Below are 20812 nucleotides of genomic sequence, written 5' to 3'. Positions count from 1 at the left end.
GTCGGGACCTCCCGCACCTGGCTGAGGCCGTGTTGGCGATTCCCTACTCTTCGTCTGACGGGCTCGGCGGGTCTGACGCCGTCTGCGTGTCCGTCGTGCCGCCTGATGTTTTCGGTTCAGCTTCCTCGGTTGCTGGCCCGGCCTCCCCCTCCAATTCATGCAGTCGGAAACGGGCGTGCAGGATGTCGCCGACAAACAAGTCGTAGAGCAAGATACCGACGAGACCGCCCACGAGTGGCCCGACTATGGGAACCCAGAAGTACCAACTGAACGACCCGTCGATCGTGCCCGGTAGCGCAGTGTCTCCCCAACCCGCCATCCAGGCGAAGAGCCGGGGGCCGAAGTCGCGGGCGGGGTTGATCGCGTATCCGGCGTTGGCACCAAACGAGATGCCGATCGCCCCGACGCTGAACCCGATGATGAGGGGCCCGAGGTTTGCTTTCACACCGCCATTGCGCATGTCGATGACGCCGGCTATCAGCATCAAAAGAAGCGCAGTACCGACAATCTGATCCACTAATGGCCCGAAGTTGTCGCCGTTGTAATACGGCGCCGGGAAGGTGGCGAAGATCGAATACGTGGCCAGGCCACCGGCCGCATCGCGGGTGGTTTTCGCTGCCTCGTTGAAAGCATCGATTGCTTGCCAGTACACCGCGTAGACCACGGCAGCAGCAGCAAATGCGCCGACCACTTGGGCGACGATGTACGGGATGACCTTCTTCCACGCGAATTTGCGGCGTACCGCGAAGGCCAGTGTCACGGCCGGGTTGAGATGGGCCCCACTGACACCGCCGGCGATGTACACGCCGAATGCCACGGCAAAGGCCCAGCCCCAAGCGATCAGCATCCAGTCGCCGGAACCCTGGAAGAAAATATTGGCTCCTGCGGTGCGCCCCGACCCCGGCAGTGCTGCCACCGCCATGGCTACGGAGCCGTCCCCCAGGAGGATGAGAACAAACGTCCCCAGAAACTCTGCGAGGGCTTCCCCCCACGTCCCGCCAAGTCGTTTGAGCCCGCTACCATTGCGAACTGCGCCTCGGAGAGCCTTCCGAATTGGGGTGATGTCGCTCACGTCAGACCTCCGTTGGCCGCCCGTTTCGGTGCACCGTTTGTGCCACCGTAGACGGGCATGCACGAAGAATAGCTCTCACGGGCCCGCTTAGCTAGGGAACGATGCTCCGGGTCCGGAGCTTTCCAACGTCTTGCATCGACTGCGAGGAAGCCTCGGCCGAACATCGGTTCGTTGGCCAGTCCCCCCCCATACCTACCGGTCAGTGGCGGCGAGCCCTCCGGTGGTCTCAATCGCTAAGGTCGACAACCTCGAACTCGAGCAACTCCATGCCGGTGGCGACCGGGGCTCCCTTGGAGTGGTCGTGGCCGGGGCGCTGGTCGCGCCAATTCTCGAAATCCTCGCGAGTGGCCCACTGCGTGTAGACAAAGTACCGGTCGTCGCCGGCGACGGGGCGCAGCAGCTGGAAGCCCTCGAAGCCCGGTGAACCGTCGACCGAATGCTTGCGGGCGGCAAAACGCTTTTCGAGTTCGGATCCGGCCTCGACTGGGACCTTCAGGGCGTTGATGACGACGATAGACACAGGTACTCCTTCCAGGTCCGGCACGTCCGGACCGCTCCCCTCCCACGCTACCCCCACACCGTCGTGACGAGCCGTGAGGACCATCTCATCCGGGGGCACGAACGGTCGGTTCACCCGCCTCAACATTGCTATGTTCCTGCCGGATCCCCGGAGTAGAGTCCTGCACATGACTTCACCTGTGGACTGGCTCACACGCCTGGTAGCTTTCGATACGACCTCTCATCGTTCGAACCTCGAACTGATTGACTGCGTAGCCGCTGAACTGCTTCGGCACGGCGTTGAGCCCCTGCTACTGCCCCATGACCAAGAGGACGGGGTGCGCAAGGTGAACCTCTTCGCGACCTTCCCCGCCCAGGACGGATCCACCGAGGGAGGAGTGGTCCTCTCCGGTCACACCGACGTCGTCCCGGTGGAAGGGCAGAACTGGGATGGCGACCCCTTCACCGTCACCGAGCGGGACGGCCGGCTCTACGGGCGCGGCACCGCCGATATGAAGGGCTACCTGGCGGTCATCATGTCCCGGTTGGAGGCCATCAGCGCCGCACAACTGACCCAGCCGTTGCATCTGGCCTTCTCCTATGACGAAGAAGTGGGACTGTTGGGCGCCCAACGGATGATTGGACAATTCGCCGAGCATGGCATCAAACCCGCGTCCTGCATCGTCGGCGAGCCTTCGGGAATGCGGGTGGTCCGCGGACATAAATCAATCAACCTATTCACCGTCTCCTTCCGCGGCGTCGCGGCACACTCCTCGCTAACCCCGCAGGGGGTCAACGCCATCCACTATGCGGGTCGTTTCATCGAGTTCTACCGGCAGCTAACCGAGCAATGGCGTAGTGAGGGGCCCTTCGATACGGCCTACCCGGTGTCCTTCACCACCGGCGGGGTCAACCTGATATCCGGTGGCATCGCCGGGAACACGGTCCCCGACGCCTGCGAAATCGAGTTCGAGTTCCGCGCCCTGGGCACCGTGGACACCGCGCCGGTGGTCGCACAGATCCGCGAATTCCTCTTCCAAACCCTCGAACCGCAGATGAAAGCCGAACACGAGGCCGCCGGCATCGAACTGGTGATCAAGGCCCAGGGCCCGGGACTGGAGATCGGCGTCGACGCCGATATCGTGGCCCTCGCCCACGACTGCGGTGGTCATCCGACGGACGAGAAGGTCACCTACGGGACCGAGGCCGGATTATTCCATGGCGCAGGGATCGAGACGGTGGTGTGCGGGCCCGGAGAAATCGCCGTAGCCCATGCAGCCAACGAATACGTCGAGCTCGAACAGCTCGCCGCCTGCGAGGCATTCCTGGACAACCTCATCACCGAGCTCGAGCAGGACCGGTCATGAGCGGGACCTCCGCGGGCCCCGGCACGTCCCCGGCGCCACACACCATCACCGATGCCGACCGTTCCCGGGCCCGCCGTGCCGTCATCGCTTCCTCCATCGGCAATGCCTTGGAGTGGTTCGACATCATCGTCTACTCCTCCTTCGCCGTCGTCATCTCAGCCCTGTTCTTCGAACCGGCAGGCGAGGCGGGAGGCCAGACCACGGGAATCCTGCTGACCTTCGGGGCCTTCGCCGTCTCCTACTTGATCCGTCCCCTGGGTGCCATGGTGCTGGGTTCCTATGCCGACCGGCATGGGCGCAAGGGCGCACTGACCCTGACGATCATGCTGATGATGCTCGGCACCCTGATCATGGCCGTGGCCCCCACCACGGAGATGATCGGCCCGGCAGCGGCGTTGGTGATCCTGCTCTCCCGGCTCATCCAGGGCTTCTCGGCGGGCGGCGAATTCGGGACCGCCACGGCGTTCCTGATCGAGAACGCCCCGGACAAGAAGGCCTTCTATGGCAGCTGGCAAGTGGCTACGCAGGGCGTTTCGATGTTCCTGGCCTCGGCGTTCGGCTTCTCCCTGTTCACGTTCATGGACCACGACACCCTGTATAGCTGGGGGTGGCGGATCCCGTTCTTCTTCGGGCTGCTGATCGGCCCTGTAGGCCTCTACATCCGGTTGAAGATGGATGAGACTCCCGATTTCGAACGAGCCCGCGGGAACCTCACCAAATCCCCTCTGGCCGCCACGTTGATCGGTGCGGCACCGCGCTGGTTGACCTCCGCGGCCATTGTGGGGCTGGCCAGTGTGTCGGTCTACCTGATCCTGTTCATGCCCACCTATGCGGTGCAGAACCTCGAACTGCCCTCCTATGCGGGCTACCTGGGCGGAATCATCTCGGGGATCGTCACCCTGATCGGGGCGCCGATAGCGGGCAAACTGGCCGACAGGATCGGCTGTGTGAAGGTCATGCTCTCCGCGGCGGTGGTGGCCGTGGTGGTTGCGTTCCCGCTGTTCCTGATCCTCGTCGGGGCCCCCAGTGTCGCGATGCTCACCGCCGTCCAGGTGGTCCTGGGCATTCTGATGGCCGCCTACTTCGGTCCGCTGCCGGCCCTGCTGGCGGATATGTTCCCCACGAACATCAGGACCACCGGCATGTCCATCTCCTATAACGTCGGGGTCACCCTCTTTGGCGGCTTCGCCCCACTGATCCTGGCCTGGCTGGTCAGCACGACCGGTTCATTATTGGCCCCGAGTTTCTACTACATCGTGATCGGCCTGATCTCACTCGCCGGGCTGGTGGCTGCGCGCCGGGTATTCGGGAAGGCGTAGGCCGCCGGGTCCACCAGGCCCCCGCCCGAGGGACGATGCCGCGGGCGGGGTGCTGGCTACTGCCCCGGGGTATCGGGCAGCAGGGAGCGGCGGTCCTCGGCGATCGAGGAATGGCTGGACATGCCGCCGTCGACCACCAGGCACTGCCCGGTGACGTAGCGGGACTCCTCGGAGGCCAGGTACAGCATGGCCTGGGCGATATCTTCGGCGGCGCCGATGTAGGGCAGCGCGTTGTGTCCGCGGATGGACTCGATGGCCTCCTCCGGCAGGTTATCCCGCAGTGCGGGGGTCATGATGGCGCCCGGGGCAATGGAGTTGCAGCGCACGTTCTGTGCCCCGTATTGGGTGGCCATGTATTCGGTCAGCCGGATCACCGCGGCCTTCGCCGTGCCGTAGGAGACCTGCAGGAAGTCCCCGGAGAGCCCGCCAACGGACGCAGTGTTGATGATCGACCCGCCTCCTGCGGCGATGATATGCGGAAGGGCGGCCCGCGAACCGACCACGGTGCTGCGCACGTTCAGCTTCATCGTCCGGTCGAATTCGTCCATGTCCAGGCGCAGCAGATCCAGGTCCTTGCGCGGGTTGCTGCCACCGACGTGGTTACACATGATGTGCAGGGCGCCGAACGTCGAGACTGCGGCATCAACCAGCCCGGTCAGCGAGGCCTCGTCCATCGCGTCGACCGCCAACCCGATGGCAGTACCACCGTCGGCGGTGATCTCCGCCGCCGCCGCTTCTGCCTGCTCGGGCTTCAGGTCCCCGATGACGACCTTGGCTCCTTCGGCGGCGAACAACTTCGCTGCCGCCAGCCCGATGCCGCTGGCTCCTCCGGTGATCACTGCTACCTTGCCCTGGATCCGACCCATGGTTCGCTCCTTGCACTCGAGAGTTTGGTCCACCCACCCTAGTCCTCATCCCACGGTCGCTGCCGAGCTTGCCCGGCGGCCGAAACAGGGCTACTGAGGTTCGGTGATCAGTCCTTCCGAGACCATCCAGTCGTAGGCCACATCTGCAGGTTCCTCGCCGTTGACGTCGACCTTGAGGTTCAGCCCACGCATGACCTCGTCATTGAGCCGGGAGGAGACCTCCTCGAAGACGTCCGCCAGCTGCGGGTATTCCTCGAGGGTCTCGGTGCTGATGACCGGGGCGAGGTTGTAGGCCGGGAAGAACTTGCGGTCGTCCTCCAAGACCACCAGGTCCAACGCGTCGATTCGCCCGTCGGTCGTGAAGACCTCGCCGAAGTTGCAATCCCCGTTGGCGGTGGCCGAGTAGACGGCTCCGGTGTCGTAGATGCCGATGTTGTCATCGGGCACCCCGTTGGCGGCCCCACGCTTCATCCCGTAGGCCTTCAGCCACGGGTTGAAGCCGTCGGACCGCGAATTGAACTCGGACTCCACGCAGAACGTACGGTCCTTCACCGGCAGCTTGGCGATCTGGGACATCTTGCTGATCCCGCCGAGCTTCTTCACCGCGTCCTTGCGCACCGCGAACGAGTAGGTGTTGTTCTCGGGTGAGGGCTCGCCCCAGGTCAGTCCGTTACCCAGGTCCTCGTCATGGACCGCCTGCCACTGCTTCCCCTTATCGGGAATGCCCTCCTCGTGGCCCATATAGATGATCCATCCGGTGCCGGTGTAGTCCCAGCCCATATCGGCCTTTCCGGAGACCAGAAGATCACGGAACGGCTGGCTGCCCGGGACATTGGACAGGTCGGTGACCTTGAACCCCGCCGCGGTGGCGGCCAGGACGGCCATCTTGCCCAGCGTCAGCGCCTCGGTATAGTTCTTCGCGGTCACCACCAGCGACGCATCGTCGGGCAGCCCCTCGGCCGGTTTGATGATTCCCGGCTCGGCTTTGGGGACGTAGGACGCCGCCGGTTGCAGCCCGCAACCGGCCAGCAGGGAACCCACGGCGAGGGCGGCGGCGGCCATATGGACGCGCCGCCTGGCCGCGGGGCGCCGCGGACCCGGGGAAGGGGAATGAACAGCCATTTCTAGAGTCCCTTCGGGCGGGCAACATGCTCGACGAGCCGTCCCAGCCAGTCAATGACCAGCGCCAGCAGTGCCACCAGCAGCGAGCCGGCCACCAGCACGGTGCTGAGGTTGAGGTTGACACCGGTGACGATCAGGATCCCCAGTCCGCCACCGTTGATGAAGGCGGCCAGCGTCGCGGTCCCGACCAGGAGGACCAGTGCGGTGCGAATGCCGGCGAGCATCACCGGCACGGCCAACGGCAGTTCCACCTTGAACAGCACGGCACTGGAGCTCATGCCCATGCCGCGTCCTGCCTCGATGAGTCGCTCGTCGACCTGACTGAGTCCGACCATCGTGTTGCGCAGCACCGGAAGGATCGCGTAGGCGACCAATGAGACCACGGCAGCGTTGAAGCCGAATCCCAGCCAGAAGGCCAGCAGCACGACGAGACCGATGGCCGGTGCCGCCTGACCGATGTTGGCCACCGCCATCACCGGTCCGCTGAATTTGCGCAACGGCCCCCGGGTGAGCAGCACACCCAGCGGGAGGGCGATGACCAGCACGATGACGGCCGCCACGACGGTGAGTTTGAGGTGCTCGAGGGTGTACCCCCACAGCTCGCCTGGATCGAGGGTCGCCTTTTCCGTCGAGCTCAAATCGCTCAGTCCCAGCCATCCGATGAGCAGCAAGAAGGCGATGGCGATGCCGCCCAGCTGCCACCAAAGCGCCTTGGCCGAGCCTCCGTCCACCGCCCGGGACGCCTCGCCGACGGCGCCGACGCCCGCGCCCGTGGTGGTCTCGATGGAACTCATGGCCGGTCACCATCCTGAGGCTCACCGGGCGCCTCGTCGTCCATCCGCGACCCGTTGCCCCGTCCGGACGCAGCAACCGCTGCGTCCACCGATGTGGTCGGGATGGCGCCGCTGTTCAGCCCCACCGGCGAATCGGCGTCATTCCGGGCCGATTGCTGCGCCGCATGGATGGAATCCATCACCGTGTCGACGGTGACCATCCCCTTGAAGACGTCGCGCCGACCGGTGACCAAGGCCGCGCTGGTACTGGCTACCAGCATCGCGTCCAGGGCGTCGTTGAGCGTGGACAGGTCGCTGACCAGCGCCAGATCCGTATCGACGGCATCGGAGACCACGTCCATCCGGGAGAGTTGGCGGCGCGAAAGCCATTGGATGGGCCGGTTGCGCCGATCGACGACGACGGCGTTGTCCAGGCCTGCGCCCTGCAGCCGCGAGAGGACGTCCGTGGTGGCATCGCCGGGAGAGGCGGTGATGGCCTCCTTCAGCGTGACGTCACGGACGCGGTTGAGCGTCAGCTGCTTGAGTCCGGCGCCGCTGCCGATGAAGTTCTCCACGAATTCGTTGGCCGGGTTGGCCAGAATACGCTCCGGGGAGTCATATTGGACGAGTTGTGCGCCCTCGTTGAACACGGCGATCCAGTCCCCGAGTTTCACCGCCTCGTCGAAGTCATGGGTGACGCAAACAATGGTCTTCTGCAGTTCGGACTGGATGTTGATCAGTTCGTCCTGCAGTCGCTGCCGGGTGATCGGGTCCACGGCGCCGAAGGGCTCGTCCATCAAGAGGATGGGAGGGTCCGCGGCCAAGGCCCGGGCCACGCCGATCCGCTGCTGCTGCCCACCGGAAAGCTCCTTGGGGTAGCGGTCACGGTAGATCTCCGGATCCAGGGAGACCAGTTCCAGCAGTTCGTCCACCCGGTCGGCGATGCGCTGTTTATTCCAGCCCAGCATCTTGGGCACCAAGCCGATATTGGTGGCCACCGTCATATGCGGGAAGAGGCCGCCAGCCTGGATGACATAGCCAATCTGTCGACGCAGCTTGTCCCCGTTCATCGCCGTGACGTCCTCGTCGTTGATGACGATGCCGCCGCCGCTGGGTTCGATGAGCCGGTTGATCATCTTCAGGGTCGTGGTCTTGCCGCAACCCGAGGGACCGACGAACATGACGATCGATCCGGCAGGAATCTCCAGGGTCAGGCCGCCCACGGCCGGTGTGGCTTGGCCGGGAAAGCGTTTGGTGACTTCCTTGAGCAGGATGGCTGCGCCGGTGACCCCGTCGCCGGGGCCCTCGGTGGTGGGTTTCAAATCAGACACGGATACCTCGCGGTGTGGTGAGCCGACCAATGCCAACAAGCAATAGGTCGAGGATGAGGGCCAACAGGATGACGCCGACGACGCCGACGACGACCGATTCGAGCGCGTTGGCGCCCCCGAGTCGGGACAGACCGGAAAAGATGAAACCGCCCAGGCCCGGGCCCAGGGAGTAGGCGGCGATGGCCGCGATGCCCATGACCATCTGTGCCGAGACGCGCACGCCGGCCAGGATGACGGGCCAGGCCATCGGGATCTCCACGGTGGCCAGGGTGCGGAAACGGCTCATGCCGATCCCCCGCGCTGATTCAACGACGGACGGCGGGATGCCGGCCAGGCCGACCACCGAGTTGCGCAGGATCGGTAGGGCAGCGAAGAAGGTCACGACCACGACCGCGGGCGGGACGCCGAATCCCATGGGGGCGATGAGCAGGCCGATCATGGCAAACGACGGAATGGTCAGGCCGATGGCGGAAACGCTGTTGGCGACACCGCTGGCTGCCTTGCTGCGGTAGACCAAGGCAGCCAGGACGACGGCGATGATGCTCGCCAGAATCAGGCACTGGACCACCAGGCTGAAGTGCTGCCAGGAGTCATAGAGTATTTGGCGGTATCTATCGCCAATGAATTCCCACACGTTCTGACCCTCTTCACCATGGTTGCGAATGACTTCCGACGCGGCCCGGAAGCTGCCTCGTCCTGCCCCACCGTAGCCGCGTATTTTCGAGCGGGGGGACTTTCCGGCCGAATAACAGCTTCCCGTTATCGACTCGTGACTAGGATTCACCGTCGCTTACCCGGTTGGCGCGGGGGCCCTAAACCGAAAATTCGTGGGTCGGAAAAATCGTGTTTTGCTACCCTGCCCGCAGTCACCTGCCGAGCGATGGATCGCGATCGTCATGAAACCTCCAGGCCCTCCCATCCCGAACTCCATTCCTGTCCGACGCGCCCGGGCATCCATGAAACCTCTTGTCAGAGTCGGTTAAAACAGATCCCCTCTTGTGCCAATCCGCTATTGGTGTGACGCTTCACACATAAGCTTTGAAGGAAAGGCAGCAATGATCTCTCCCGTCTCCCGACTGACCCCACAGTCGCGGACCAACGCCTTGGAGGCCATGCGTGCCTCAACGGCAAACACACCCCTGGATATCCTGGTGATCGGCGGCGGTGTGACGGGGGCCGGGACAGCTCTTGATGCCGTGACGCGGGGGCTGACGACGGCTGTTGTCGAGGCCCAAGATTGGGCGTCGGGGACTTCAAGTCGTTCTAGCAAACTGGTTCACGGTGGCTTGCGCTACCTGCAGATGCTCGACTTCCACCTGGTCCATGAGGCGCTCACCGAACGTGACCAGCTGATCTCCAAGCTCGCGCCCCACTTGGTGCGTCCAGTTTCCTTCCTCTACCCGCTAGAACACCGGATTTGGGAACGCGTCTTCGTCGGAGCAGGCATCGCCCTTTACGACACCCTGGCCAGCATCACTCCCGGAAAGCGCCCGCTGCCACTCCACCAGCACCTCAGCCGACGAGGCATGAACAAACTCTTTCCCGATCTGCGCCACGATGCCGCCGTGGGCGCCCTGCGCTACTGGGATGCCTCAGTGGACGACGCGAGGCTGGTCTCCACCCTCATCCGGACCGCCGCTTCGCACGGCGCCCATGCCACCAGTCGGACACAGGTCATCGGCCTCACCCGTGACGGAACCGGGCGCGTCGACGGCGCGTTGCTGCGCGATCTGGAAACCGGTGAGGAGCTGCGCGTCCACGCCCGCAACGTCATCAACGCCACCGGCGTATGGACAGAGGAGACCGAGGCGCTGGCGGGCGGAACCGGAGGCCTGAAGGTCCTGGCTTCCAAAGGCGTGCATATCGTCGTGCCCCGCGAACGCATCAAGGGTGAAGTCGGGCTGATCCTGCAGACCGAAACGAGCGTGCTGTTTGTTATCCCCTGGTCCCGCTACTGGGTCATCGGCACCACGGACACCCCGTGGCATCAGGAACTCCAGCACCCGGTCGCCACCTCTGCCGATATCGACTACATCCTGGAACACGCCAACGAGGTTCTTGCCCGGCCCCTCACCCGCGAGGACATCATTGGAACCTGGGCTGGCCTGCGTCCCCTGCTGCAACCGGGCACCAAGGAAGGAACCGGTTCTGCCAAGGTCTCGCGTGAACACACCACCGCCTCCCCGGTTCCCGGTCTGACCGTCATCGCCGGGGGAAAGCTGACGACCTACCGCATCATGGCCGAGGATGCCGTGGACTTCGCGCTCGGTTCCCGGGCGGAGAGCAACCCCTCGGTCACCAGCAACGTCCCCTTGCTTGGTGCGGTCAACCTTGACGTCCAGAGAAACTGGAGTCGGAGCTACGCCAAGACCTTCAGCTGGTCCGAGTCCATCGTGGACCACCTGCTGCACCGGTATGGTTCGCTCATTTCCGACATCGTCGAGCTCTGCTCGGAAGACGGGACCCTGGCGCAAGCGCTGGAATACGCCCCCGCCTATCTGCGAGCCGAAATCGTCTATGCCGCCAGCCATGAGGGCGCACTGCATCTGGAGGATGTCCTGCTCCATCGCACCCGGTTGAACTATGAGATCGCCGACCGAGGCCTGGCGGCCTTGGACGAGATCTCGACGTTGATGGCTGGCGTGCTGGGCTGGGACGAGGACACTCGCGAGCAGGAGATGGACTCGTACAGGTCCCGTGCCCGGGCAGAGGAAGCAGCCGAGAAGGAGCCTGACGACGAAGGCGCCGAGACGACGCGGTTGGGCGCCGACGACGTCGCCCCCCTGGCCAAGCTGGGGCAGCGGCCCGACGCCGGACTCAAACCGGGTTCCCCGGCGGATTCGGCAGGCAGTGCGGGCCCCGCCGGCACCTAGTCATTGAACGGCGGCCCGTTCCGTCAGGGATGCAGGAAACGAAACCAACGAAACGCCGGGGTCTTGGCCACCGGACAAAACGGACCAACGGATCCGGTACTGAAAGGAAATCATGGACGACACCCCCGGGTGGGCTTTCCCTTCGGAGGTTCTTGGCACGGCGATCCTGATCCAGCCCACAACTTCCACTTCCACCAAGACAAGGAACAGCTATGAGCACCCAGTACGTTCTCGCGATCGATCAAGGCACCACCAGCTCGCGGGCCATCGTCTTCACACATGAGGGGACCATCCATTCCGTCGGCCAGCTTGAGCACGACCAGATCTTCCCGCGTGCCGGCTGGGTTGAACACAACCCGGAGCAAATTTGGGACAACGTCCGCGAAGCAGTCGGTCAGGCCCTGACCCGCGGCAACATCTCCCACCAGGACCTCGCCGCCGTCGGCATCACCAACCAGCGCGAAACCACTGTGGTCTGGGACAAGAACACCGGAAAGCCCGTCTATAACGCGATCGTCTGGCAGGACACCCGCACCCAAAAGATCGCTGAGGAACTCGGCGGCAGCGAAGGCGCGGAGAAGTACAAGTCACGCGTGGGGCTGCCGCTGGCCACCTATTTCTCCGGCCCGAAGATCAAATGGATCCTCGACAACGTCGACGGCGCCCGGGAGGCTGCCGACCGCGGGGACCTGCTGTTCGGCAACACCGACACCTGGGTGCTGTGGAACATGACCGGCGGAACCGATGGCGGCGTCCACGTCACCGACGTCACCAACGCCTCGCGCACCATGCTCATGAACATCGATTCGCTGACGTGGAACGAGGACATCGCCGCCGACATGGGCGTGCCCCTCTCCATGCTGCCCGACATCCGGTCCTCCTCCGAGGTCTACGGGCACGGCCGCAAACGCGGCATGGTCCCCGACGTGCCGATCGCCGGAATCCTCGGCGACCAGCAGGCGGCCACCTTCGGCCAGGCCTGCTTCCAAAAAGGCTCCGCGAAGAACACCTACGGCACCGGCAACTTCATGCTGCTGAACACCGGCACCGAACCGGTGGCCAGCAAGAACGGACTGCTGACCACCGTCTGCTACAAGATCGGCGACGCCCCACAGGTCTATGCCCTCGAGGGCTCTATCGCCGTCACGGGCTCGCTGGTGCAGTGGCTGCGCGACAATCTGGGCCTGTTCGAAGATGCCGCGGACATCGAGTACTACGCCAATAAGGTCGACAACAACGGAGGCGCCTACTTCGTCCCGGCTTTTTCGGGCCTGTTCGCCCCGCACTGGCGCGCTGACGCCCGTGGCGCGTTGGTGGGCCTGACGCGCTTCGTGAATAAAAACCACATCGCGCGCGCCGCCCTGGAGGCGACGGCGTTCCAGACCCTCGAGGTGCTTGATGCGATGAACGCCGATTCCGGCGTCGACCTGACCGAACTTCGGGTTGACGGCGGCATGGTCGCCAACGAACTGCTCATGCAGTTCCAGGCCGACATCCTGAACGTCGACGTCGTGCGTCCCGAGGTCGCCGAAACCACTGCGCTGGGCGCTGCCTACGCTGCCGGCATCGCCGTCGGCTTCTGGAACGGCGAGGAGGACGTCACAGCGAACTGGCGCGAAGGCAAGCGCTGGAGCCCCGCCATGGACTCCAAGGAACGAGACCGGCAGTACCGGCTATGGAAGAAGGCCGTGACCAAGACGCTGGACTGGGTCGACGACGACGTCGTCTAAAGCACTGTCGGCCAGAGCTTCAAAGGCCACCCCCACCGGAAGGAAGTGATCGTTCGCTTGCACGGGCCAAACCACGCTGGGAACCACTTGAAAACCCTTCCGGAAGGATCGAAAACACATGTCTGAAAATAGAGCCGTCGCCTATAAGGGAACCGGCAAGGTCGAGGTCATCGACACCGCCTACCCCACCTTCGAACTCCAGGACGGTCCGGGGGTCCACCCGGACAACGTCGGGCGGAAGGTCCCGCACGGAGTCATCCTGCGCACCGTCGCCACCAACATCTGCGGCTCGGACCAGCACATGGTCCGCGGCAGGACGACAGCACCGATCAATTTGGTCCTCGGTCACGAAATCACCGGGGAGGTCGTCGAGGTCGGCCCGGATGTGGAGTTCATCAACGTCGGGGACATCTGCTCGGTCCCGTTCAACATCTCCTGCGGCCGCTGCCGCAACTGCAAGGAACGCAAGACCGGGATCTGCCTGAACGTGAACCCCGATCGCCCTGGCAGCGCCTACGGCTATGTGGACATGGGTGGCTGGGTCGGCGGTCAGGCCGAGTTCGTCCTGGTCCCCTACGCCGATTGGAATCTGCTGAAGTTCCCGGATCGGGAGCAGGCGCTGGAGAAGATGATGGACCTGACCATGCTCTCCGACATCCTGCCCACCGGCTACCACGGCGCCGTCACCGCGGGGGTAGGCGTCGGCTCCAGTGTCTACGTCGCCGGGGCGGGTCCTGTGGGTCTGGCAGCTGCCGCCAGTGCGCGTTTGCTCGGCGCCGCCGTGGTCATCGTCGCGGATATGAACGACGAGCGGCTGGCTCAGGCGCGGTCCTTCGGCTGCGAAACCATCAACGTCGGGGATGGCGATCCGGGCGATCAAATCGAGCAGCTGCTGGGCGTCCCCGAAGTCGACTGTGCCATCGACGCCGTCGGTTTTGAGGCCCGCGGGCACGGCGGCGGCAAGGAGGCCGCGGAAGCTCCCGCCACCGTGCTGAACTCACTGATGGACGTCACGGCGGCCGGCGGTTCGCTCGGCATTCCCGGACTGTACGTCACCGGTGACCCGGGCGCCGCCGACGAGGCGTCGCAGAAGGGTTCGCTGTCCCTCTCCCTGGGCACGGGGTGGGCCAAGTCGCTGTCCTTCACCACGGGACAGTGTCCCGTCATGAAATACAACCGGGGACTGATGATGGCGATCCTGCACGACCGCATCCATATCGCCGACGCCGTGAACGCACAGCCCATCGGACTCGAGGATGCCCCGCGTGGCTACGCGGAGTTTGATGCCGGGGCAGCGACGAAGTACGTGCTGAACCCCAACGGTTATCTGAAGGACTAGCCGGGCAGCCGTTGAAGCGGGGATGGCGGATAGCCGCCATCCCCGCTTCCTGCGCCCCCGCGCGACGCATCACGACAGCTTGCTCGCGGACTACGCAGGCAGCGAAAAGCGCTATATCTGCTTGCCAGCGGACCATCGCAGTGAAAGGGTTGAAATTATTGACTCCCCCTCGAAAGGAGCATCAATCATGAACGATCTGAACGGCAAGAAGATCCTCGTCGCCGTATCGAATCGCGGCGTCGAACAGGACGAGCTCACGGTCCCGCTGGAGCGGCTGCGCGCCGCAGGAGCAAAGGTCACCGTCGCCGCCCCGAAACCCGGCGAGATCGAAACCCTCGTTGGTGATTGGGAACCCGGAGACCGGGTTCCGGTGGATACCACCCTCGCCGACGTCGACGACACGGGCTTCGACCTGCTGTTGTTGCCCGGTGGCACGCTCAACGCCGACGCACTGCGTCTGGATGAAGATGCGCAACGCCTTGCGAAGGCCTTCACTGCCTCGTCCCGCCCCGTCGCCTCGATCTGCCACGGCCCCTGGCTGCTGGTCGAGACTGGTTTGACCCGCGGCAAGACGCTCACCTCATATCTCTCGATCAAAACGGACGTCGAAAACTCCGGTGGCGCGTGGAAGGACGAGGAGGTGTTCCGCTGTGACGCAGCTGGTTGGATCCTGATCACCTCCCGGAACCCCGGGGATCTGGATGCCTTCACCGCAGCGATCGAGGCCGAGCTGGCGGCCTGAGCCCGCCGAGGAGCCCCCGCAGTACCCGTCAATGGAAGGAAGTAAAACCATGGCAACGAAGAACAAGAAGAACGCCGCCTACACCGTCCCGGGCCTGACCCTCAAGGATGGCCACCAGGTGGGCGAAACCCTACAGATGCGTTTGCACGCGCTGAACGATCTGCAGCTGACCCTCAAGCATGCCCACTGGAACGTCGTCGGCCGTGATTTCATCGGCGTCCACGAGATGCTCGACCCGCAGATCGACACCGTCCGCGGCATGATCGACGCCTTGGCCGAGCGCATGGCCACCCTCGGGGTCTCCCCCAATGGCCTCCCCGGCGCTCTCGTCGCGGCCCGCCCGTGGGATGACTACGAGATCGGCCGTGCAGGAACCACGGCACATCTGGCCGCGCTGGACGTGGTCTATACCGGGATCATCGAGAGCCACCGCAAGGCCATCACGATCGTCGGCGAGCTGGACCCGGTCACTGAGGACATGCTCATTGGCCAGGTCGGTGAGCTGGAACTCTTCCAGTGGTTCCTGCGCTCCCACGTCGAGAACAGCGACGGCGATCTGGCCGACGCCGGCGCCCGCACCGAGAAGGGTGCCGCAGCCAAGGCCAAGTCGAAGGGCTCCACCAAGAAATAGCCTCGGGGCGGCTCTTTGCCGACTCCACGAAGACGACGACGGGTCGTGGCTTCATCGCCCACGGCCCGTTTTCGTGCCCGGAGTTTCAGCTTCCGCCGAGCTCGAGTTCCACGGTGACCTCCTCGTCCAGGTCGATCCCCTCCGCCTGCCGGACCGCCGTCTTCAACGGCACCAGGTAGCCGCCGTCCTTCGGAAAAAGTGCCGTGGTGAAGCGGGTGGAACCGATTTTCGCGGCCACCGGGATCATCCCCCAGCCGTAGGTGACCTGGGAGGCGACGTCATGGATATAGGCGGCCGCCGCTTCGGGAACGCGCAGATAGTAGAAGGGGGCCGGCCCGCGCCAATAAAAGACCACCCCGCCCACCTCCAGCAGGCCGTCGTCGTTCACTGGTGCTTCCCTGGGCCTCGCCATCATGCCCCTTCCTTCAGGGGGAGTCTACGACCGTCGGCGAGCGCGGAACAGGGCTGACCGTCATCCCGTGGTGCCCGGCATTGCCCTAGAGTGGCGGCAAGACGCAGGGGGCACTTCGGCGTATGCCGACGTGATCGCCTGCGTTGACTTGCGATCTTCTGCAAAGGACCCGTGAATGCTTGAGCAACGCCTGTACGTGAACGCCACCTTCCACACGCAGTGGGATGGGTGTCCCCGAGCGACGGGGTTGCTGGCTCGCGGGGAACACATCGTTGCCCTGGGCACACCACAAGAGCTGCGGGCACAAGCCACCGGGCCCGTAGGGACCATCGACCTGGGTGGCGCGACCGTGATTCCCGGGCTCACCGACGCCCATATCCACACCGCTAACTATGCCCGCGAGCTCGGCGCAGTCGACTTGCGGGGTGCCGGTTCCCTGGCGGGGGCCCTGGAACGTATCTGCGCCCATGCGAGAGCTCTGCCGGACGGGGCCTGGATCTTCGGGGGGCGCTGGGACTTCAATACCTGGGAGGTGCCCGTCCCACCCGATCAGGCGGCACTGGACTCGGTCACCGGCTCACATCCGGCAGCCCTGCCGAGCATCGACGGACATACGGTCTGGGCGAACTCGGCAGCCCTGGCCATTGCCGGCATCGACGCCACCACCCCCGATCCGATCGGCGGGGAGATTGTCCGCACCGCTGACGGTGAACCCACCGGAATCCTCCGTGAGGCGGCGCATGCGCAGCTGAGTGGCATCATGCACGGTGACGCCGCCGGGGATCTGGAATCCCAGCTCGCCTCGGCCCAGGAGCGGTTGTTGGCGGCCGGGTTGACCGGCGTCCACGACTTCGATGGCGATGAATGCCGCACCGCCTATGAGGCCCTGCGAGCCCGCGGCGATTTGCGCCTGCGCGTGCATCAGTCCATTCCGGCAACCTCACTACAGCGGGCCATCGATACGGGCATGGCGTCCGGCGACGGCGATGCCTGGTTACGCACCGGTCCGGTCAAGCTCTTTTCCGACGGGGCCCTGGGATCACACTCCAGCCACATGGGCTCCCCCTTCCCCGGCGATGAGGCGAACACCGGCGTCGAGGTCACCCCGTACCGTGACCTGCTCGCCCTGGTCCGGCGGGCGGCCGGTGCCGGCATCGCGGTAGCGACCCACGCCATCGGGGACCGTGCCAACCAGCTGGTGCTGGACGCCTACGAGGAGTTGGCCCACGGTCCGCTAGCCTCCCCGGGCCTACGCCACCGCATCGAGCACACCCAGCATCTGCGCCCGCAAGATGTCGCACGAGTGGCCCGCCTCGGCGTCGTACCGTCCATGCAGCCCACGCATTGCACCACCGACATCACCCTGGCCTCCACCCTGCTGGCCGGACGCGATCTGGCCTCCTACGCCTGGCGCTCGCTCCTGGACGCCGGCGCGGCCCCTGCCTTCGGCTCCGATGCCCCGGTCGAACTCCCCGACCCGCTGCACGGCATACACGCGGCCGTCACCCGCCAGCGCCCCGACGGCGAACCCGCCGGCGGATGGCAGCCCGGCCAGCGGATCACCGTCGCCGAGGCGATCGCCGGTTTCACCACCGGTGCCGCCTACGCCTCCGGCGAGGAGGCCCTCAAAGGGAGGTTGCGTCCGGGCATGCTGGCCGACTTCACAGCCCTCGGAGCCGACCCCTACGTCATCGATCCCGGCGACCTGCGCGATGTGCCGGTTCGGGCGACCGCCGTCGGCGGGGTACTGCGCTACCGCGACGATGCCTGAGGAGGACCCTGTGCCAAAGCGTATGGTTCAACCATGAGCACCCCGAACTACCCGCCCGCCGAAACACGGGAGGACCTTGCCAAGAATCTCCAGGCCGTTCAGGATCGGATTTCCTCCGCCGCGCAACGGGCCGGTCGCTCCCCCGACGAAGTCCGTCTCCTACCGGTCAGCAAGACCATCGACGAAGCCCACATCCGGCTCGCTGTTGATGCCGGCTGCCGTTGGTTGGGCGAAAACAAGGTGCAGGAGGCCCACCGCAAATGGGAGGCGATGACAGATCTTGACGAGGTCAAATGGTCGGTGATCGGGCATCTGCAAACCAATAAGGCCAAGTTCGTCGCCCGGTTCGCCAGCGAGTTCCAGGCCTTGGACAGTTTGCGTCTGGCAGAGGCGTTGGATCGCCGGCTTCAGGCTGAGGGGTGTGGCCTGGATGTCTTCGTGCAGGTGAACACCTCAGGTGAAGCCAGCAAATACGGCCTGGAGCCCCAGGAGGCCGGCCGCTTCATCGCCGAACTGCCGGCCTTCAGTAGTTTGCGGGTCCGCGGGCTGATGACGCTCGCGGCCTTCAGCACCGACGAGGCCAGGGTCCGGCGTTGTTTCTCCACCTTGCGTACCCTGCGCGACCAGATCCGCCAGGATGCCCCCGACCCCGCGGTCCTGGAGGAACTATCCATGGGGATGTCAGGTGACTTCGAATGGGCCATCGACGAAGGAGCGACCGTCGTCCGGGTGGGTCAGGCGATCTTCGGGCCGCGTCTGCTTCCCGACAGCTACTACTGGCCGGCGGCCGGCACCGACTCCTGACCCGTGCGGAACCCGTCCTTCCCGGACCATGTCCCGGCGATGTGGCTGGCCGGTATTTCGCCGCCGGCCAGGCCGCCCGGGACGCTGCAGACGATGAAACGGTGCTGGCGGCATGGTCCGGCACCTGCAGCTTGGTTCTCCGGTGAGGCCTAGTATTTTCTTTCGGTGGCGAACTGTAGCGGTGGAACCTCGGCACGCCGGAGGATCAGTTCCAGGGCATGGTCGTCCAGCCGCCGGTCCTCGTCGTTGACCGGAACCCACTGCGGGACCGGTGAGGCATGGCCGTCCTCATCGCGTGTGACGAAGATGCTCATGCAGCGGGTGGTTTCCCGCCAGGAATCAGAGCGCGGGTCCCGGGCCCTGACGTGTACGGCGATGTGCATGCTGTGCGGACCCGTATGGATCAGCCGGGCCTCGAGTTCGACGACGTCGCCGATGTGGATGGGGTTCAGGAAATGGATGCCGCCCGAGTAGACGGCCACCGAATCCCTTCCGCTCCAGCGCGTGGCACAGGCCCGGGCTACCTCGTCGATCCACCGCATCACGATCCCGCCGTGGGCGTTGCCACCCCAGTTCACGTCGGTGGGTGAGGCGAGGAACCTGAACATTTCCTGCGGGGCAGTTCCGGCGTCGGTGTACTTCTGGGCGCGCATGAGGTCGCGGATCGCCGCGCGGGCCTCGACCCGGTCCTCGACCCAGCGGGCCAGCTGCGCCGTCTCTGCGTCGGAGGCCTCCCACGGTTTCACCGGTTTCGGCCGTTTCTCTTCATCCATGGCGACGAAGGCCAGAATGCAGTCCATCGCGGGCCTGAATTCCCTCTTGCTCACGTCCGCTGCATCGACGGTGACGACCACCTGCATACTGGTGCGCCCGGTGTGCACGATGCGGGCGGTGACCTCGATCAGATCGCCATTGCGGATGGGTCGGGTGAAGTGCACGTTCCCGACATAGGCGGTGACGCAGTAGCCACCGGCGTATCCGACCGCGCAGGCGTAGGCTGCCTGGTCGATCCATTCCAGGATCCTTCCGGCCTGGACCGTCACCCCGTCCTCGGACACATCGGTGGGGGCCGCCAGGAAACGCAGCTTCATCACGTCGTTCATCCGTTGATCGTATCCATGACAGGCGCCGCTACGGGCATCTGCCCTGCTAGCCTTTCGTCATGAAGCGCCCGTTCGTCCAAACGGCCCAGAGCATGCTGGCCCCCGCCACGGAAAAGGTCTCCCGGGGCCGGTTCGTCGGCGCTGTCCTCCTCGGCGCGTTCCTGGTATTCGCCGGAACGAGTCATCTGAGCTTTGCCCGCACGGAATTCACGGCGCAGGTGCCGCAGTGGGTCCCCCTTGACGCCGATGTCGTGGTCCTGGTCTCCGGAGTCGTGGAGATCGGCCTGGGTGCGGCCTTGGTGCTGTGGCGTCGACGCCGCGTTCTCGTGGGTTGGGCCGTCGCGGCCTTCTTCCTGGCTGTGTTCCCCGGCAACATCTCGCAGTACGTCACTGGTACGTCTGCGTTCGGGCTCGATAGTGATGGCTCACGGCTGGTCCGTCTGTTCTTCCAGCCCGTCCTGATGCTCTGGGCCCTGTGGTCCACGGGGGCTTGGAGGGCACTGCGCAGGGCGGTCCGCGAACGCTGATTCCTGCGTCATCTCCCGACCTACCAATAACGAGCTACCGAGCCTATGCTCGGGAACATGACGAAGGATCAGGGTTCCTCCACACAACGTCTGGAGGTCAACGAGTGCTGGACGTTGCTTCGGAGTGTCTCGGTGGGACGTTTGGCTGTCTGGGTCGAAGACCACCCGGACATCTTCCCGGTCAACTACGCCGTCGACCACGGAACCGTCGTCTTTCGCACTGGTGCGGGGACGAAGCTTTCCGCGGCGCTGGCGGATCATCCGGTGGCTTTCGAGGTGGACGGCGTCGACCAGTCCACGGGTGTCGCCTGGAGTGTCAACCTCAAGGGTGCGGCCGAACTCCTGACCTCCACGGAGGAGCTCGTGGAGAGTTTCTCGCTGATGCTCTTCCCGTGGGAATCGGGCCATAAGGACGCCTTCGTTCGCATTACCCCCGCCTCGACCACGGGGCGCAGGTTCACCATTTCCGAACCCACCGAGTGGTGGACCGTCAATTCCCGCGCTCCCCACGCCTCCGACGAATAGTCGATCA

Annotated in this window: 20 protein-coding genes; 11 read left to right on the top strand and 9 right to left on the bottom strand. The window is 64.9% G+C overall.

Annotated features, from left to right (window positions below; genetic code table 11):
- Positions 1-43 precede the first annotated feature (43 nt).
- Both FM101_RS04490 and FM101_RS04485 read right to left on the bottom strand, forming a co-directional pair.
- On the bottom strand, positions 44-1072 hold the full coding sequence (locus FM101_RS04490) for an MIP/aquaporin family protein (RefSeq protein ID WP_218778258.1): 1029 nt from the start codon (positions 1070-1072) through the stop codon (positions 44-46).
- A gap of 226 nt (positions 1073-1298) precedes the next feature.
- Entirely contained in the window at positions 1299-1592 is a 294-nt protein-coding gene (locus FM101_RS04485) for an antibiotic biosynthesis monooxygenase family protein (protein WP_086996071.1), read from the bottom strand.
- Positions 1593-1758: 166 nt separating this feature from the next.
- Between FM101_RS04485 and argE the strand changes: the two genes are divergently transcribed.
- Both argE and FM101_RS04475 read left to right on the top strand, forming a co-directional pair.
- Positions 1759-2937, top strand: a complete 1179-nt coding sequence (argE, locus tag FM101_RS04480) for an acetylornithine deacetylase (RefSeq protein WP_086996068.1) — start codon at positions 1759-1761, stop codon at positions 2935-2937.
- Positions 2934-4256 carry an MFS transporter gene (locus tag FM101_RS04475; protein WP_086996066.1) on the top strand — a complete coding sequence of 441 codons (1323 nt, stop codon included), beginning with the start codon at positions 2934-2936 and terminating at the stop codon, positions 4254-4256. The genes argE and FM101_RS04475 overlap by 4 nt, the downstream gene beginning before the upstream one ends.
- A 56-nt stretch (positions 4257-4312) precedes the next feature.
- On the opposite strand, the gene FM101_RS04470 is transcribed toward FM101_RS04475, so the two are convergent.
- The 5 genes from FM101_RS04470 to FM101_RS04450 all read right to left on the bottom strand — a co-directional run bounded on the left by FM101_RS04470 (position 4313) and on the right by FM101_RS04450 (position 8982).
- On the bottom strand, positions 4313-5122 hold the full coding sequence (locus FM101_RS04470; protein WP_086996064.1) for an SDR family NAD(P)-dependent oxidoreductase: 810 nt from the start codon (positions 5120-5122) through the stop codon (positions 4313-4315).
- 90 nt (positions 5123-5212) lie between these two features.
- Positions 5213-6244 carry a glycine betaine ABC transporter substrate-binding protein gene (locus FM101_RS04465; protein ID WP_342744360.1) on the bottom strand — a complete coding sequence of 344 codons (1032 nt, stop codon included), beginning with the start codon at positions 6242-6244 and terminating at the stop codon, positions 5213-5215.
- 2 nt (positions 6245-6246) lie between these two features.
- Positions 6247-7038 carry an ABC transporter permease gene (locus FM101_RS04460; RefSeq protein ID WP_086996059.1) on the bottom strand — a complete coding sequence of 264 codons (792 nt, stop codon included), beginning with the start codon at positions 7036-7038 and terminating at the stop codon, positions 6247-6249.
- Positions 7035-8339, bottom strand: coding sequence for an ABC transporter ATP-binding protein (locus FM101_RS04455; protein WP_179204233.1), 1305 nt, complete (start codon positions 8337-8339; stop codon positions 7035-7037). Before FM101_RS04455 ends, FM101_RS04460 begins: the two co-directional genes overlap by 4 nt.
- Position 8340: 1 nt before the next feature.
- Entirely contained in the window at positions 8341-8982 is a 642-nt protein-coding gene (locus FM101_RS04450; RefSeq protein ID WP_086996053.1) for an ABC transporter permease, read from the bottom strand.
- A 421-nt stretch (positions 8983-9403) separates the two neighbouring features.
- Here FM101_RS04450 and FM101_RS04445 point away from each other — a divergent pair, with 421 nt between their 5' ends.
- The 5 genes from FM101_RS04445 (at position 9404) to FM101_RS04420 (ending at position 15663) form a co-directional block, all read left to right on the top strand.
- Entirely contained in the window at positions 9404-11221 is a 1818-nt protein-coding gene (locus tag FM101_RS04445) for a glycerol-3-phosphate dehydrogenase/oxidase (RefSeq protein ID WP_086996050.1), read from the top strand.
- Positions 11222-11433: 212 nt separating this feature from the next.
- Entirely contained in the window at positions 11434-12951 is a 1518-nt protein-coding gene (gene glpK / locus FM101_RS04435) for a glycerol kinase GlpK (protein ID WP_086996044.1), read from the top strand.
- A 118-nt stretch (positions 12952-13069) separates the two neighbouring features.
- The gene (gene fdhA / locus FM101_RS04430; RefSeq protein ID WP_086996041.1) at positions 13070-14290 is read left to right on the top strand and encodes a formaldehyde dehydrogenase, glutathione-independent; all 1221 of its coding nucleotides are present in this window, start codon (positions 13070-13072) and stop codon (positions 14288-14290) included.
- Between the two features lie 187 nt (positions 14291-14477).
- Positions 14478-15032, top strand: a complete 555-nt coding sequence (locus FM101_RS04425) for a type 1 glutamine amidotransferase domain-containing protein (protein ID WP_086996038.1) — start codon at positions 14478-14480, stop codon at positions 15030-15032.
- Positions 15033-15081: 49 nt separating this feature from the next.
- Positions 15082-15663, top strand: a complete 582-nt coding sequence (locus tag FM101_RS04420; protein ID WP_086996035.1) for a Dps family protein — start codon at positions 15082-15084, stop codon at positions 15661-15663.
- Positions 15664-15748: 85 nt separating this feature from the next.
- Here FM101_RS04420 and FM101_RS04415 read toward each other — a convergent pair whose 3' ends face one another.
- The gene (locus FM101_RS04415) at positions 15749-16078 is read right to left on the bottom strand and encodes a DUF1905 domain-containing protein (protein ID WP_342744359.1); all 330 of its coding nucleotides are present in this window, start codon (positions 16076-16078) and stop codon (positions 15749-15751) included.
- 172 nt (positions 16079-16250) lie between these two features.
- Here FM101_RS04415 and FM101_RS04410 point away from each other — a divergent pair, with 172 nt between their 5' ends.
- A complete protein-coding gene (locus FM101_RS04410; RefSeq protein WP_086996031.1) occupies positions 16251-17846 on the top strand; it encodes an amidohydrolase in 1596 nt (531 codons plus the stop codon).
- A 33-nt stretch (positions 17847-17879) separates the two neighbouring features.
- Positions 17880-18650: a YggS family pyridoxal phosphate-dependent enzyme gene (locus tag FM101_RS04405; RefSeq protein WP_086996028.1), complete on the top strand. Its 771-nt coding sequence runs from the start codon at positions 17880-17882 to the stop codon at positions 18648-18650.
- Positions 18651-18799: 149 nt separating this feature from the next.
- Here the strand turns inward: FM101_RS04405 and FM101_RS04400 are convergent, their stop codons facing one another.
- Positions 18800-19753 carry an acyl-CoA thioesterase gene (locus tag FM101_RS04400; RefSeq protein ID WP_086996025.1) on the bottom strand — a complete coding sequence of 318 codons (954 nt, stop codon included), beginning with the start codon at positions 19751-19753 and terminating at the stop codon, positions 18800-18802.
- A 92-nt stretch (positions 19754-19845) separates the two neighbouring features.
- Between FM101_RS04400 and FM101_RS04395 the strand changes: the two genes are divergently transcribed.
- Together FM101_RS04395 and FM101_RS04390 are read left to right on the top strand one after the other, a co-directional pair.
- Positions 19846-20280 carry a DoxX family protein gene (locus FM101_RS04395; protein WP_086996266.1) on the top strand — a complete coding sequence of 145 codons (435 nt, stop codon included), beginning with the start codon at positions 19846-19848 and terminating at the stop codon, positions 20278-20280.
- A gap of 57 nt (positions 20281-20337) precedes the next feature.
- On the top strand, positions 20338-20805 hold the full coding sequence (locus tag FM101_RS04390; protein WP_179204228.1) for a pyridoxamine 5'-phosphate oxidase family protein: 468 nt from the start codon (positions 20338-20340) through the stop codon (positions 20803-20805).
- The last annotated feature ends 7 nt before the right edge of the window (positions 20806-20812 follow it).

It is taken from the genome of Arthrobacter rhombi (assembly GCF_900163545.1).
GTDB classification, from domain to species: Bacteria; Actinomycetota; Actinomycetes; order Actinomycetales; family Micrococcaceae; genus Arthrobacter_H; species Arthrobacter_H rhombi_A.
The sequence above is the reverse complement of the archived record's forward strand: the minus strand, read 5'-3'. Positions and strand labels throughout refer to the sequence as shown.